Below are 14,730 nucleotides of genomic sequence, written 5' to 3'. Positions count from 1 at the left end.
AACGCGAGGCGGCCGCGAAGGACCGGTGTGGAGATCACGGGAGAACGCATCGCCGTCATCGGCAGCGGGGTGGCCGGGCTGACGGCGGCATACCTGCTGCAACGCAAGTACGAGGTGCTGCTCTTCGAGGCGGACGACCGCCTCGGCGGGCACGCGCACACGCACGACGTGCCGAGCTCGCACGGCGGCACGATCGGCGTGGACTCCGGCTTCATCGTCCACAACGAGCGCACCTACCCGACGTTGCTGCGGCTGTTCGGCGAGCTCGGGGTGCGCACGCGCGACACCGAGATGTCGATGAGCATCCGGTGCGACGGCTGCGGCCTGCAGTACGCCGGCGCGAAGGGGCTGGCCGGGCTGTTCGCCCAGCGCGGCAACCTCGCGCGGCCGCGCTACCTGCGGATGCTGGGGGAGGTGAAGCGGTTCCACCGGCACGCGAAGCGGCTGCTGGCGGCGACGGACGCCGGCGACGTCACGCTCGGCGCGTTCCTGGCCATCGGCGGCTACACCCGCTACTTCGTCGACCACTTCATGCTGCCGCTGGTGTCGACGGTCTGGTCGGCCGACCGCAGCGACACCCTCCGCTACCCGGCGCGGTACCTGTTCGAGTTCCTGCGCAACCACGGCATGCTGAGCGTCAAGAATTCGCCGACCTGGCGGACGGTCGCCGGCGGGTCGCGCGAATACGTCGAACGCGCGGCGAAGCAGCTCACCGCCGTCCACCTGTCGACGCCGGTGCGCTCGGTGCTGCGGACCGCGGGCGGCCTCGAGATCCGCGACGACGCCGACACGCCGCACCGGGTCGCCAAGGCCGTCGTCGCCACGCACGCCGACCAGGCCCTGGCCCTGCTCGCCAACCCGACCGGAGCCGAGCGCGAGGTGCTCGGCGCGTTCCGCTACTCCGCCAACGAAGCCTGGCTGCACACCGACACGAGCGTCCTGCCTTCGCTGGCCGACGCGCGCGCGGGGTGGAACTACCGCGCCCCGGTGTGCGGCGCGCCGACCGGCGCGGTCCAGGTCAGCTACGACATGAACCGCCTGATGCGCCTCGACGAGCCGACCGGCTACGTCGTCACGCTCAACCCCGGCGACGGCCCCGGCCCGGACCGCCTCGTCGCGAAGATGCAGTACGAGCACCCCGTCTACACGCCGGAATCCGTTGCGGCGCAACGACGGCTGCCCGAGCTGAACGACGGCGTGCTCGCCTACGCCGGGGCCTACCACGGCTGGGGCTTCCACGAAGACGGCTGCGCTTCGGGGGCCCGCGCCGCCGAAAGCTTGGGAGTCGTGTGGTGACGAACGCGCTCTACGACGCCACGGTCGCGCACGTGCGGCGGATCGACCCGCCGCACGCCTTCGCCCACCGCGTCTACCTGTGGCGGGTCGACCTGGACGACCTGCCGCGGCTGCCGTGGTGGCTGCGCCCGTTCGCCCGCTTCGACGCCCGCGACCACTTCGTCGCGGGAGACCCGCGCGGGATCCGGGAAAAGCTGGACGCGTGGCTGGCCGGGCGCGGGGTCGACCTGGGCGGCGGGCAGGTCGTCATGCTCGCCGCCGCGCGCGTGCTCGGGTACGTGTTCAACCCGATCAGCGTCTACTGGTGCCACGACCCGGCGGGCCGCCTCGAGTGCGTCGTCGCCGAGGTGCACAACACCTACGGCGGCCGGCACGCCTACCTGCTGCGCCCCGACGAAGCCGGGCTCGCCCGCGCGGCCAAGGAGTTCTACGTCTCGCCGTTCCAGGAGATGGACGGCGAGTACCGGATGCGCCTGCCCCGCCCGGAAGCGCTGCTCGACCTCACCGTCGCGTTGCGCCGCGGGACCTCGACGCCGTTGGTCGCTACGCTGCGGGGAGTTCGCCGCCCGGTGAACCCGCGGTGGCTGGCCCGGCTCGTGCTGGCCCGGCCGCTGCTCCCGCAGCGGGTGTCCGCGCTGATCCGCCGCCACGGCGTCGCGTTGTGGCTGCGCAAGGCCGCGGTCGTGCCGCGCACCCCGCAGACCGCCGGAGGACAGCTGCATGGATGAGCAGGCCCGCCGGCGTTCCCTGGCGCCGGTGCCCGAAACCACGCCGGCCGGTCCGACGGCCGAAGAGCTGATGGTGCGCGTCGCGAAGGGCGACGAGCGCGCCTTCGAGCTGCTCTACGACCAGCTCGCCGGGCCGATCTTCGGGCTCGTCCGGCGGATCGTGCGCGACGCGGCGCAGTCCGAAGAGGTCGCCCAGGAGGTCCTCGTCGAGCTGTGGCGCACCGCGACGCGGTACGCCCCCGACAAGGGCTCGGCGCTGAACTGGGCGATGACACTGGCGCACCGCCGCGCGGTCGACCGCGTCCGCTCGGCGCGCGCCAGCACCGAGCGCGAGCAGAAGGCGACCTTCGAGGCCGCCCGCGGCCGCCCGTTCGACGAGGTCGCCGAGTCCGTCACCGCGCGGCTCGAACGCTCGCAGGTGCGCCGGTGCCTGTCCTTCCTGACCGATCTGCAGCGCGAGTCCGTGCTGCTCGCCTACTACCAGGGCTATACGTATCGCGAGGTGGCCGAAGTGCTGTCGACGCCGCAGGGAACCATCAAGACGCGGCTGCGGGACGGGCTGATCCGCCTGCGGGACTGCCTGGGGGTGACCGCTTGAGCACGCCCGAAATGCACACCCTGGCCGGCGCCTTCGCCCTCGACGCGGTCAACGACGTCGAGCGCGCGGAGTTCGCCCGCCACCTCGAACAGTGCGACTCCTGCGCGCAGGAGGTGGCCGAGCTGCGCGCGACCGCGGCCCGGCTCGGCGCGGCGATGGCCGAGGAGCCGCCGCCGGAGTTCAAGGACCGCGTGCTGGCGGCCATGCACGCCACCCGCCAGCTGCCGCCGCGGACCCGGCCCGGCTCGCCCGAGCGGTCCCGCCGGTCGGCGCGGGCGCCGCGCTGGGCGGTCGTCGTAGCAGCCGCGGCCGCCGTCGTCGGGCTCGCCGCGGGCGGCGTCTTCGGCGGCATCGCGCTGACCCAGCAGCAGGAGCTGCAGGCCGCGCAGACCCGGCTCGACCAGGCGCGGGACCGCTACGAGCCGGTGGCGGCGCTGCTCGCCGCGCCGGACGCGAAGACCGCGCACGGCGAGGCACCCGGCGGCGGCGGGGTGACGGTCATCCTGTCGAAGTCGCTGGACCGCGTGATGGTGATGGACGCCGGCCTGCCGGCGCAGCCGGGCGGGAAGGTCTACGAGGCCTGGCTGATCACCGGTACCGGCGCGCCGCGGTCGGCCGGGGTGATCGCCCCCGCCGACGACGGTGGCCTGGTCGTGGCCCAGGGGATCGGGAACGCCGACCACCTGGCGGTGAGCGTCGAACCGGCAGGCGGATCGCCCAGCGGGGCGCCCACCGACGTGCTCATGAGCATGCCCGCGCCGGCCTGACCGGACCGCCATAGCAGATCGGGCCGGGGCGGTGTTCGCGGCTCCTCGCTCTTGCGCGCTCGAACGTGTTGTGGCAAAACACCTTTGCGACACACGGCGTGCCTACTGGATTAGAGCCTGCCTGGTGCCTACCGTCCTGCCTAACGTCGGCAGTTGACATAACTCTCGATCTGGGGTTGAGGTTGAGAGTCGATCACCGGCCGGCGGGCTGTACGGGCACAACGATCAGGAAGGCGGACTTCGATGACGCCCCCGCACAACTACCTTGCGGTGATCAAGGTGGTCGGCATCGGCGGTGGCGGCGTGAACGCCGTGAACCGCATGATCGAGGTCGGCCTCAAGGGTGTCGAGTTCATCGCGGTGAACACCGACGCGCAGGCACTGCTCATGTCCGACGCCGACGTCAAGCTCGACATCGGCCGGGAACTGACCCGCGGCCTCGGCGCGGGCGCCGCCCCCGAGGTCGGCCAGAAGGCCGCCGAAGACCACCGCGAAGAGATCGAAGAGGTCATCAAGGGCGCCGACATGGTGTTCGTGACCGCCGGTGAAGGCGGCGGCACGGGGACCGGTGGCGCGCCCGTCGTGGCGCAGATCGCCCGCAAGCTGGGCGCGCTGACCATCGGCGTCGTGACCCGCCCGTTCACCTTCGAGGGCAAGCGCCGCGGCAAGCAGGCCGAGGACGGCATCCAGCAGCTGCGCAACGAGTGCGACACGCTGATCGTGATCCCGAACGACCGGCTGCTGCAGCTCGGCGACATCGGCGTGTCGCTGATGGACGCGTTCCGCTCCGCGGACGAGGTGCTGCTGTCCGGTGTCCAGGGCATCACCGACCTGATCACCACGCCGGGCCTGATCAACCTGGACTTCGCCGACGTCAAGAGCGTCATGTCCGGCGCGGGCTCCGCGCTGATGGGCATCGGCTCGGCGCGCGGCGAGGGCCGGGCCATCCAGGCCGCGGAGAAGGCGATCAACTCGCCGCTGCTGGAGGCGTCGATGGACGGCGCCCACGGCGCGCTGCTGTCCATCGCCGGCGGCTCCGACCTGGGCCTGTTCGAGATCAACGAGGCCGCGTCGCTGGTGCAGGAGTCCGCGCACCCGGACGCCAACATCATCTTCGGCACGATCATCGACGACTCGCTCGGCGACGAGGTCCGCGTCACGGTGATCGCGGCCGGGTTCGACGCGGGCGCGCCGACGCACAAGAAGCTCGACCCGCCGGCGTTCGGCTCGCGGACGTCGGGGACCACCGCGTCGGCTTCGGCCGGCCAGGTCTCGAACCCGCCGACGCCGCCGTCGGGGGCCACCCCGGTGCCGTCGGCCGGCAGCTCCGGCTACCCGGTGGCGCCGCCGCGGTCGCACTCGCCGCTGCCCTCGGCCACGGGCAACCAGCCCGCGGGCGGGCTCCCGCAGCCCGGCGGCGGCTCGCGCGGCTACTCGCCGCTCGGGTCCAACGCGACCCAGGGCAGCCTGCCCGGGCGCGCGATGCCGGTGCACGACGACCCGTCCGACGACGAGGTCGACGTCCCGCCGTTCATGCGGCGCTAGCCACACTTGATGGAGGCCATCGCCCGCTGACTAGAGTCGGTGGGCGGTGGCCTTCATCGATGCTCAGGAGGATTCGTGCGGGTTCGGCGAGTGGTCACGACCAGGGCGGGCGGCGCGTCGCGGCCGCCGTACGACACGTTCAACCTGGCGGACCACGTCGGCGACGACGAGGGGAACGTCTTCGCCAACCGCAAGCGGCTCGCGGCCGAGCTGGGGCTGGCCGAGGACAAGCTCGCCTGGATGGAACAGGTCCACGGCCGCACGGCGACCACAGTGGACGGCTCCCAGACCCGGGCGGCCGAGGCGACCGACGCGCTGGTGACCGCCACCCCGGGCGTGGCGCTGGTGGTGCTGGTCGCCGACTGCGTCCCGATCCTGCTGGCCGACGCCGAGGCCGGGGTGGTCTCGGCGGTGCACGCCGGCCGCGTCGGCGCGCGGGTCGGCGTCGTCCCCGCCGCCGTCGAAGCCATGCGGGCGGCCGGCGCCGAGGTGGGCCGCATCGAAGCGCTGCTGGGCCCGGCCATCTGCGGCGACTGCTACGAGGTCCCGGCCGCGATGGCCGCCGACGTCGAGAAGCACGTGCCCGGCAGCGCCTGCAAGACCCGCACGGGGACGCCCGGCCTCGACCTGCGCGCCGGCCTCTGGCGGCAGCTCGCCGACCTCGGCGTCGGCAAGATCGGCGTCGACCCGCGCTGCACGAACGAGGACAAGACGCTCTTCAGCTACCGCCGCGACGGGACCACCGGGCGGATCGCGGGCATCACCTGGATCGAAGCGTGACCGGCCGCAAGGCCGAGCTGGCCGCGAACCTCGCCGAGGTCGAAGCGCGGATCGCCGCCGCGTGCCGCGCCGCCGGGCGCGCCCGCGACGAGGTCAAGCTGATCGCGATCACCAAGACGTTCCCCGCGTCCGACGTCGCGCTGCTGGCCGAGCTGGGCGTCACGAACGTCGGCGAGAACCGCGACCAGGAGGCCGGCCCGAAAGCCGCCGAGGTCCCCGGGCTGCGCTGGCACATGGTCGGCCGGCTGCAGCGGAACAAGGCACGGTCCGTGGTCGGCTGGGCGCAGGAAGTGCAGTCCCTGGATTCCGCCCGGCTCGCCGACGCGCTCGCGAAGGCGGTGCGTGCGGCGAGGGACGCCCAGATACGTGACGAACCCCTCGACGTGCTGATCCAGGCCAGCCTCGACGACGACCCGGACCGCGGCGGCTGCCCGCTGGCCGAGCTCGGCGCGCTCGCCGAGCATGTCACTCACACGGGCGAACTGCGGCTTCGCGGCCTGATGGCCGTCGCGCCGCTCGGCGCCGACCCCGCGGCCGCTTTCGAACGGCTCGCCCGCGCGGGTGAGGCCCTCCGCAAAGATCACCCGAATGCCGCAGACGTGTCCGCCGGGATGAGCCATGATCTCGAGCAGGCGATCACGCACGGCTCGACCTGTGTGCGTGTCGGAACCGCGTTGCTCGGTGGACGCGGTTTAGCCTCGCCGTAGGGAGCTCGCGCGGTCGTCACGTTTAGTGGTCGCCCGTGCGGGGCACTGACGGCGTGGAACACAGTCAGTGCGGGAGCGGCTAGGGCTAGGGAGAGGCATGAGCGCGCTGCAGAAGCTGAAGGCCTACTTCGGGATGGTGCCCGCGGACGACGACGGCTACGACGACGGGGACGACTACCGTCGCGGTTACGACGACGACTACGACTCCTACGAGGAGCCGGCGCCGCGGTCGTCCCGCTCACGGTACCGCGACGTCGACGACACGTACGACGAGCCCGTCAGCCGCAGCCGGTCACGCTCCGTGGCCACCGTCGAGCCCGCCGTCCACGGCGCGCTTGCGGTCGACCGGCAGCCGGAGCCCGTCGCGCGCCTGCGCCCGGTCACCGAGCCCGTCCGGCCGCCGCTGCGGGATCCGCTCAGCCGGATCACGACGCTGCACCCGACGAGCTACGTCGAGGCGCGGGCGATCGGCGAGCACTACCGCGAGGGCATCCCGGTGATCATCAACCTCACCGAGATGGAGAACGCGGACGCCAAGCGGCTCGTCGACTTCGCCGCCGGGCTCGCGTTCGCGCTCAGAGGGTCGATGGACAAGGTCACCAACAAGGTGTTCCTTCTCTCACCGCCCGATGTGGACGTGACGGCGGAAGACCGCCGGCGGATTGCCGAGGGCGGATTGTTCCTGCGCGGCTGAAGTCGCGGTTACCGCTGAGCGCAAGCAGACGTGATTTTGTCGACCCGATGCGGCGTCGACCCCCTCAGGCAGCGTCTTCACCGGAGGCGCATGGTTAGAGTAGGTACGTGGAAGCTGTGTGGCTGGTCGTCTGGTACGTGCTGTTCGCCTTCTGGCTGCTGCTGACGGCGCGGATCGTGATCGAACTCGTCCGGACCTTCGCGCGTGAGTGGCATCCGGCCGGGGGGGTTGCGGTGACGCTCGAGACCATCTACACAGTGACGGACCCGCCGGTTCGTCTGTTCAGACGAATCATTCCGATGGTTCGAATCGGCGGCGTCGGACTGGACTTGTCGATTATGGTGCTGCTGTTGGTTGTGTTCTTCGCGATGCAACTGGCGACTCCAAGTTGATCGGGGAGACTTGGGTGGACCCTGCAGGCCATGGAGTGCGTGAGGTGATCTGATGTCGTTGACCCCCGCTGACGTGCATAACGTCGCGTTCAGCAAGCCGCCCATCGGCAAGAGGGGCTACAACGAGGACGAGGTGGACGCGTTCCTCGACCTGGTGGAGACCGAGCTGGCCCGCTTGATCGAGGACAACAACGAGCTGCGCCAGCAGATGGAGCAGCTCGACGCCGAGCTCGAATCGACTCGTTCCGAGCTCGAGAACGCCAAGGCGAACGTCGGCGCGCCCCCGATGCGTGAAGAGCCGTCGCGGCGCCTCGCGCCGGTGCCGCCGCCGCAGTCCGCCATGGAGCAGACCCAGGCGCACTCGATGGTCGGCGACAGCGCCGAGCCGAACGTGCAGGCCGCCAAGGTCCTGGGCCTGGCCCAGGAGATGGCCGACCGGCTGACCGCCGAGGCGAAGACCGAGTCCGACGGGATGCTGGCCGAGGCCCGCACCAAGTCCGAGCAGCTGCTCTCGGACGCGCGGGCGAAGTCCGACTCGATGGTCAACGAGGCCCGTACCCGCGTCGACACGATGCTGAACGACGCGCGGACCCGGGCCGAGACCCTGGAGCGCCAGGCGCGCGACAAGGCGACCACGCTGGAGCGCGAGTCCCAGCGGAAGTACACCGAGACGATGAACAGCCTCAACGCCGAGAAGAGCGGGCTGGGCAAGAAGATCGAAGAGCTGCGCACGATCGAGCGGGAGTACCGCACGCGGTTGCGCGGGTTCCTCGAGTCCCAGCTGCGCGAGCTCGACGACCGCGGCTCCGCCGCACCCGCGTCGGCCTCGTCGGGCTCCGGCCAGTCGTCGGGATCGTCCAGCGGCGGCCAGGGCTACTCGTTCGGCCCGCGGGCCGAGGCCGGCTGAGTTTCGTCCCGGGCCTGCCCCGCCGACCCGGTCGGCGGGGCAGGCCACGGTTCGGAGTCGATCCGGTACCGCACGTGGGCGGGTCGGCGGACGATCTTCCCCTGTTCGTGCTGTAATTCAGCGTGCTTTACATCGTCCTGGTACTGGTACTGGCGGCTCTGGGGTTGCTCGTCACCGCGCTCATCACCGCGTCGTCGCTGTGGGCGTGGGTTTCCATCGGCCTCTCGGTGCTGGCGGGGCTGATCCTCGTCTTCGACTGGCTGCGCCGCCGTCGCCGGGCCGCGGCACCGACCCCGGCCGCGGCCGAGCCGGTTCCCGCCGAGGAACCCGCCCCGGCCGAACCCGCCGAGAAGCCGGCCGAGGAAGAGCAGACCGTCCTCATCCCGGCGGCCGGTGACCTGGGCGATCCCGCCGACACTCCCGAACCCGAGCCCGAAGCGGCTCCGGCTTCGGCTTCGGTGGAGGAGCCGGTCGAAGCGGAAACCGGTGCCGAAGGTGAGCCGGGCGAAGAGGAGACGTCGGAGGCCGACATCGCCGTCCTGGCCGACCTTGAAGACGAGGTCGTCGTGGTGGACGAACACCCCCGCTACCACCTGAGAACGTGCATCTGGCTGGGCAGCCGCGACACCATCCCGATCGGCGTCGGCGAAGCCCGCCAGCTCGGCTTCACCCCGTGTGACCGCTGTAGCCCCGACGCGACGCTGGTGGCCGCGCACCGCTAAGCGGCGAGGTCGCCCACGCCGAGGTGAGTCGCCAAGGCGAGCGCCCCTTCCGGTGTCAGCTTCAAGGCGCGGTGCGCCTGCCCGCGCCGGCGCACCCAGCCGGCGTCCACGAACCGCGTCGCGACCGCCGCGCCCAGTGCGCCCGCCAGGTGGTGGCGCTGCTCGCTCCAGTCCAGGCAGAACCTCAGCAGCGGCCGGCGTCCCGCCGCCACCGCGGCCAGGTCCACCCCCAGCTCGCCGAACACCTCCTCCGCCGCCGGACCCAGCGCGTACGGGTGTTCGCGCAGCGGAGCCGAAATCCGGTCACCCGGACGCCGTCGCGTGTCCGCGGCCCCGGACAGCGCCCGCCGATCGAGCAACGCCGACGTCACCGCCACCCCGAGCCGGCCGGCCAGGTGGTCGTAGCACGTCCGGGCCGTCCGCAACGCCTCCGCCCGCGTCCCCTCGCGCAGCGACGACACCGGCTGCGCGGGCGAGAACCGCGCCAGCGTCTCCAGCAGCTCCGCGGTGTCCGGCCCGGCCAGCCGGTAGAACCGGTGCCGCCCCGACTTCTCCGCGACGACCAGCCCCGCGTCCCGCAGCTTCGCCAGGTGCGCGCTGACGCCTTGCGCGGACAGCCGGGCCTCGGCCGCCAGCACGGACGCCGCCAGCGCCCGGCCGTCGGCCAGCGCCAGCAGCACGCGGACCCGCGCCGGGTCCGCGAACAGCGCCGCGGTGCGGGCGATGTCGGCGTCGCCTTCCATGCCTCCAGGATGCCCCCGGCACACTTCCACCGCGACGGAAGCGTCCGCGCGGTCCACTGGGGACATGCTCCTGCTGACCATGTGCGCCGGGATGTTCCTGGTGCAGCTGGACGTCACGGTCGTCAACGTCGCCCTGCCCACCATCGGCGCGGACCTGCACGGCGGTCTCGCCGCGCAGCAGTGGGTGGTCGACGGCTACGCGGTCGCCCTGGCCGCGTTCCTGCTCACCGGCGGCGCCCTCGGCGACGTCTTCGGGCACCGCCGGGTCGTCGTCGCGGGCTTCACGCTCTTCGGCGCGGCCTCGGCCGCGTGCGGGCTCGCCGGGTCGGCACCGTGGCTCGTCGCCGCGCGGGCCGGCCAGGGCCTGGGTGCCGCGCTGCTGCTGCCGGGCACGCTCGCCGTGATCACGAACGCCCACCCGGGACACGCCGAGCGCGCGCGGGCCCTCGGGATCTGGGCGGGGGTGTCGGCGCTGGCGCTGGCGGCCGGCCCGGTCCTCGGCGGCACGATCGTCGCGGCGGCGGGCTGGCGGCCGGTGTTCTGGCTCAACGTCCCGATCGTGCTGGCGGCCGCCTTCGCGACCCGGCGGCTCGTGCCGCGCGGCGACCGCGGGCCCGGGCGGGTCGACCTCGGCGGCATCGCGACGGCGGCGCCCGCGCTCGGGGCGGGCGTCTACGCGGTGATCGGCGGGAGTGTGCTCGCCGGGGTGCTCGCGATCGTCCTGCTGGCGGCGTTCCTGGTCGTCGAACACCGGTCGGCGCACCCGATGCTGCCGCCGGACATCGCCCGGCGGACGGCGGCCGCGAACTTCGTCGCGGCGGCGATGAACTTCGTCGGCATCGGCACCATCCTCGTGCTGACGCTGTACCTGCAGGGCGTGCGGCACGCCGGACCGCTGCGAGCCGGGCTGGAAGTGCTGCCGCTGTTCCTCCCGCTCTCCGTGCTGGCGCCGGTCGCGGGCCGGCTGACCGGCCGGTTCGGGCCGCGGCCGCTCATGGTCGCCGGGCTGGCGCTGGGCGCGCTCGGGACGCTGAACCTGGTGCTGGTCAACGAAAACAGCGGCTACCCGGCGCTGCTGCCGACGCTGCTCGGCCTCGGCGTGGGGATGGGCCTGCTGACGACGGCGGTGGTGACCGCCGCCGTCGGCGGCATCCCGCCCGGCCGCGCCGGCGTCGCCAGCGGCGTCAACAACACCGCCCGCCAGGCCGGCGGCGCGCTCGGCGTCGCGGTGCTCGGCGCCGTGACGGGTGGCGACTTCGCCGGCGGCCTCCACGCGGTGGGCCTGATCGCGAGCGCACTGTGGCTGGCCGCGATCGGCGTGACGGTCGCCGGGATACGTGCCCCTCGTGACAACCCGGTTGCGCAGGCCGGTTAACCTGGTACCAGCAAGGCGTCGATCCGGCCATCACCGGGGAGCCTCCGGAAGAACGGGGCGCGAGCTCTCAGTAGAACCGGACGGGTGCGGCCCGTGACAGCCGTCAACGAAGCGGTCTGCGGCGGGGTTCGGTCCACGCGGCAGGCAAGCGGGGTGGTACCGCGGTGCGCCGCCAGGCGTTTCGTCCCCGTGTGGGTGACCGGGAACCGGTCGTCCGTACGAGAGCGACGAACCGAGGAGCACCGGGATGTACCCCCAGGCCCAGCTGGACGACGGCGCGACAGGCGTTCCGTCGCAGCCGTCCTTCCCCGCGCTGGAGAAGCAGGTCCTCGCCTACTGGGAGACGGACCGGACGTTCCAGGCGACCATCGACGCCCGCCCGGCCGGCGAGCACGGCGACAACGAGTACGTCTTCTACGACGGCCCGCCCTTCGCCAACGGCCTGCCGCACTACGGCCACCTGCTCACCGGGTACGTCAAGGACCTGGTGCCGCGCTACCAGACCATGAAGGGCCGCAAGGTCGAGCGCCGCTTCGGCTGGGACACCCACGGCCTGCCCGCCGAGCTCGAAGCGATGCGCCAGCTCGGCATCACCGAGACGTCCGAGATCGAAGAGATGGGCATCGCGAAGTTCAACGCGGCTTCGCAGGAGTCCGTCCTCCGCTACACCGACGAGTGGCGCGAGTACGTCACCCGCCAGGCGCGCTGGGTCGACTTCGACAACGACTACAAGACCCTCGACGTCACCTACATGGAGTCGGTGCTGTGGGCGTTCAAACGCCTGTGGGACAAGGGACTCGTGTACGAGGGCTACCGCGTCCTGCCGTACTGCTGGCGCGACGCGACGCCGCTGTCCAACCACGAGCTGGGCATGGACTCCGACGTCTACCGCAACCGCCAGGACCCGGCCGTCACCGTCGGTTTCCGCCTGGAGGGCAACGGGAACGACCTCGACGGTGCCTACCTGCTCATCTGGACGACGACGCCGTGGACGCTGCCGTCGAACCTCGCCACGGCCGTGCACCCGGACGTGCAGTACGTCGTCGTGGAGCACGACGGCAAGCGGTTCCTGCTCGCCGAAGCGCGGGTTGCCGCGTACGCGCGTGAACTCGGCGAGGAGCCGACCGTCGTCGCGCGCTACACCGGCACGCAGCTGCTCGGAACCCGGTACGCGCCACCGTTCCCCTACTTCACCGGCACCGAGAACGCCCACCAGGTGCTGGCCGCGGACTACGTCACGACCGACGACGGCACCGGGATCGTGCACATCGCGCCGGCCTACGGCGCCGACGACAAGGTCGTCACCGACGCCGCCGGCATCCCGCCGGTCACGCCGGTCGACGCGCACGGCAAGTTCGACGCGACCGTGCCGGACTACGAGGGCCAGCAGGTCTTCGACGCCAACCCGAACATCGTGCGGGACCTCAAGAACGGCACCGGATCCGCGGCGCAGCAGGGTGCGGTCCTGCTGCGGCACGAAACCTACGACCACAGCTACCCGCACTGCTGGCGCTGCCGGAATCCGCTGATCTACCGCGCGGTCTCGTCGTGGTTCGTCGCGGTGACGCAGTTCAAGGACCGGATGGTCGAGCTCAACCAGCAGATCACCTGGTACCCGGAGAACGTCAAGGACGGCCAGTTCGGGAAGTGGCTGGAGAACGCCATCGACTGGTCGATCTCCCGCAACCGGTACTTCGGCACGCCGATCCCGGTGTGGCAGTCCGACGACCCGGCGTACCCGCGCACCGACGTCTACGGCTCGCTCGACGAGCTGGAGGCGGACTTCGGCGTGCGGCTGGACAACCTGCACCGGCCCTACATCGACGAGCTGACCCGGCCGAACCCGGACGACCCGACGGGCAGGTCGACCATGCGCCGCGTCCCGGACGTCCTCGACGTCTGGTTCGACTCCGGCTCGATGCCCTACGCCCAGGTGCACTACCCGTTCGAGAACGCCGACTGGTTCGAGCACCACTACCCGAGCGACTTCATCGTCGAGTACATCGGGCAGACCCGCGGCTGGTTCTACCTGCTGCACGTGCTCGCGACGGCGCTGTTCGACCGGCCGGCGTTCCGCACCTGCGTCTCGCACGGCATCGTGCTGGGCTCGGACGGCGCGAAGATGTCGAAGTCGCTGCGCAACTACCCGGACGTCAACGAGGTCTTCGAGCGCGACGGCTCCGACGCCATGCGCTGGTACCTGATGGCGAGCCCGATCCTGCGCGGCGGCAACCTCGTCGTCACCGACAAGGGCATCCGCGACGCCGTCCGCCAGGCCGTGCTGCCGCTGTGGAACTCGTACTACTTCCTCGCGCTGTACGCGAACGCCGAAGGCGTGGAAGGCAAGTGGCGCACGGATTCGCCGAACGTGCTCGACCGGTACGTCCTGGCGAAGACGCACGAGCTCGTCACCGACGTCGAGTACGCGATGGACCACTACGACGTCGCCGGCGCGTGCCAGACCGTCCGGGACTTCCTCGAGGTCCTGACGAACTGGTACGTGCGGCGCTCGCGCGACCGCTTCTGGGCGGGCGACAAGGACGCGATCGACACGCTGCACACCGTGCTGGAGGTGACGTCGCGGGTCGCGGCGCCGCTGCTGCCGCTCACCACCGAGGTGGTCTGGCGCGGCCTCACCGGCGGCCGCTCGGTGCACCTGACCGACTGGCCGAACGCGAACGACCTGCCCGCGGACGCGGCGCTGGTCACCGCGATGGACCGGGTGCGGCAGGTGGCGTCCTCGGCGCTGTCGCTGCGCAAGGCGAACAAGCTGCGCGTGCGGCTGCCGCTGTCGTCGCTGGTCGTCGCGGCCGACGACGCCGAGTCGATGGCGCCGTTCGCCGACATCCTGCGCGACGAGGTGAACGTCAAGGCGGTCGAGCTGACCACCGACGTCGCCGCGCACGGCGGGTTCGAGGTCGCGGTCAACGCCCGGGCGGCGGGCCCGCGGCTGGGCAAGGACGTCCAGACCGTGATCAAGGCCGTCAAGGCGGGCGACTGGTCGTTCCAGGGCGGCGCGGTGGTCGCGGCCGGCATCACGCTGCGGGAGGGCGAGTTCGACCGGCGGCTGGTCGCCAAGGGCGGCGGCGCGGCGGCGGAGCTGCCCGGCGGGTCCGGGCTGGTCCTCATCGACACCGAGGTGACGCCGGAGCTGGCGGCCGAGGGCGTGGTCCGCGACCTGATCCGGGTCGTGCAGCAGGCCCGCCGCGACGCCGGGCTGGACGTCGCCGACCGGATCGCGCTCACCGTGGACGCGCCCGCCGACGTCGTCGAGGCGGCTCGGGTGCACGAGGAGTTCCTGGCGTCGGAGACCCTGGCGACGTCGGTGACCCACGGCGCGGTGGCCGACGGCTCCGCCGGCACGGTCGGCGACGGCACGAAGGTCACGGTCGCGGTCGAAAAGGCCTGAACTGTCGGGGGTGGCCGGTAAGGTGAGCGCCTGACCGGCCACCCCGACGCTTCGTGGGCGGCTTCCT

General features: G+C 72.1%; 14 protein-coding genes. 13 read left to right on the top strand and 1 reads right to left on the bottom strand.

Annotated elements, in window-relative coordinates:
• Positions 1 to 27 precede the first annotated feature (27 nt).
• The 11 genes from AB0J40_RS29655 to AB0J40_RS29605 all read left to right on the top strand — a co-directional run bounded on the left by AB0J40_RS29655 (position 28) and on the right by AB0J40_RS29605 (position 9,136).
• Entirely contained in the window at positions 28 to 1,296 is a 1,269-nt protein-coding gene (locus tag AB0J40_RS29655) for an FAD-dependent oxidoreductase (RefSeq protein ID WP_364459068.1), read from the top strand.
• A complete protein-coding gene (locus tag AB0J40_RS29650) occupies positions 1,290 to 2,024 on the top strand; it encodes a DUF1365 domain-containing protein (protein ID WP_364459065.1) in 735 nt (244 codons plus the stop codon). The genes AB0J40_RS29655 and AB0J40_RS29650 overlap by 7 nt, the downstream gene beginning before the upstream one ends.
• Positions 2,017 to 2,622, top strand: a complete 606-nt coding sequence (gene sigK / locus AB0J40_RS29645) for an ECF RNA polymerase sigma factor SigK (RefSeq protein ID WP_364459062.1) — start codon at positions 2,017 to 2,019, stop codon at positions 2,620 to 2,622. The genes AB0J40_RS29650 and sigK overlap by 8 nt, the downstream gene beginning before the upstream one ends.
• Before the next feature lie 11 nt (positions 2,623 to 2,633).
• The gene (locus AB0J40_RS29640) at positions 2,634 to 3,389 is read left to right on the top strand and encodes an anti-sigma factor (protein ID WP_364459234.1); all 756 of its coding nucleotides are present in this window, start codon (positions 2,634 to 2,636) and stop codon (positions 3,387 to 3,389) included.
• Positions 3,390 to 3,632: 243 nt separating this feature from the next.
• The gene (ftsZ, locus tag AB0J40_RS29635; RefSeq protein WP_364459059.1) at positions 3,633 to 4,934 is read left to right on the top strand and encodes a cell division protein FtsZ; all 1,302 of its coding nucleotides are present in this window, start codon (positions 3,633 to 3,635) and stop codon (positions 4,932 to 4,934) included.
• 75 nt (positions 4,935 to 5,009) lie between these two features.
• The gene (gene pgeF, locus AB0J40_RS29630) at positions 5,010 to 5,714 is read left to right on the top strand and encodes a peptidoglycan editing factor PgeF (RefSeq protein ID WP_364459056.1); all 705 of its coding nucleotides are present in this window, start codon (positions 5,010 to 5,012) and stop codon (positions 5,712 to 5,714) included.
• Positions 5,711 to 6,421 (top strand): YggS family pyridoxal phosphate-dependent enzyme, encoded by a 711-nt coding sequence (locus AB0J40_RS29625; RefSeq protein ID WP_364459053.1) that lies wholly within the window; start codon positions 5,711 to 5,713, stop codon positions 6,419 to 6,421. Before pgeF ends, AB0J40_RS29625 begins: the two co-directional genes overlap by 4 nt.
• A 97-nt stretch (positions 6,422 to 6,518) precedes the next feature.
• On the top strand, positions 6,519 to 7,115 hold the full coding sequence (sepF, locus tag AB0J40_RS29620; RefSeq protein ID WP_364459050.1) for a cell division protein SepF: 597 nt from the start codon (positions 6,519 to 6,521) through the stop codon (positions 7,113 to 7,115).
• A 116-nt stretch (positions 7,116 to 7,231) separates the two neighbouring features.
• Positions 7,232 to 7,507: a YggT family protein gene (locus tag AB0J40_RS29615; RefSeq protein WP_072477845.1), complete on the top strand. Its 276-nt coding sequence runs from the start codon at positions 7,232 to 7,234 to the stop codon at positions 7,505 to 7,507.
• Positions 7,508 to 7,559: 52 nt separating this feature from the next.
• Positions 7,560 to 8,414 carry a DivIVA domain-containing protein gene (locus tag AB0J40_RS29610; RefSeq protein WP_364459047.1) on the top strand — a complete coding sequence of 285 codons (855 nt, stop codon included), beginning with the start codon at positions 7,560 to 7,562 and terminating at the stop codon, positions 8,412 to 8,414.
• 122 nt (positions 8,415 to 8,536) lie between these two features.
• Positions 8,537 to 9,136: a hypothetical protein gene (locus AB0J40_RS29605; RefSeq protein WP_364459044.1), complete on the top strand. Its 600-nt coding sequence runs from the start codon at positions 8,537 to 8,539 to the stop codon at positions 9,134 to 9,136.
• Here AB0J40_RS29605 and AB0J40_RS29600 read toward each other — a convergent pair.
• Positions 9,133 to 9,879 carry a metalloregulator ArsR/SmtB family transcription factor gene (locus AB0J40_RS29600; RefSeq protein ID WP_364459041.1) on the bottom strand — a complete coding sequence of 249 codons (747 nt, stop codon included), beginning with the start codon at positions 9,877 to 9,879 and terminating at the stop codon, positions 9,133 to 9,135. The two genes, AB0J40_RS29605 and AB0J40_RS29600, sit on opposite strands and share 4 nt — an antisense overlap.
• Positions 9,880 to 9,943: 64 nt before the next feature.
• Here AB0J40_RS29600 and AB0J40_RS29595 point away from each other — a divergent pair, with 64 nt between their 5' ends.
• Both AB0J40_RS29595 and ileS read left to right on the top strand, forming a co-directional pair.
• Positions 9,944 to 11,254, top strand: a complete 1,311-nt coding sequence (locus tag AB0J40_RS29595; RefSeq protein ID WP_364459038.1) for an MFS transporter — start codon at positions 9,944 to 9,946, stop codon at positions 11,252 to 11,254.
• Positions 11,255 to 11,501: 247 nt separating this feature from the next.
• Positions 11,502 to 14,663 carry an isoleucine--tRNA ligase gene (gene ileS, locus AB0J40_RS29590; RefSeq protein WP_364459036.1) on the top strand — a complete coding sequence of 1,054 codons (3,162 nt, stop codon included), beginning with the start codon at positions 11,502 to 11,504 and terminating at the stop codon, positions 14,661 to 14,663.
• Positions 14,664 to 14,730: the final 67 nt, after the last annotated feature.

The sequence above is a fragment of the Amycolatopsis sp. NPDC049691 genome, assembly GCF_040675005.1.
Lineage (GTDB): Bacteria > Actinomycetota > Actinomycetes > Mycobacteriales > Pseudonocardiaceae > Amycolatopsis.
Note: the sequence above shows the minus strand (reverse complement) of the source record. Positions and strands in the feature narration are given on the sequence as shown.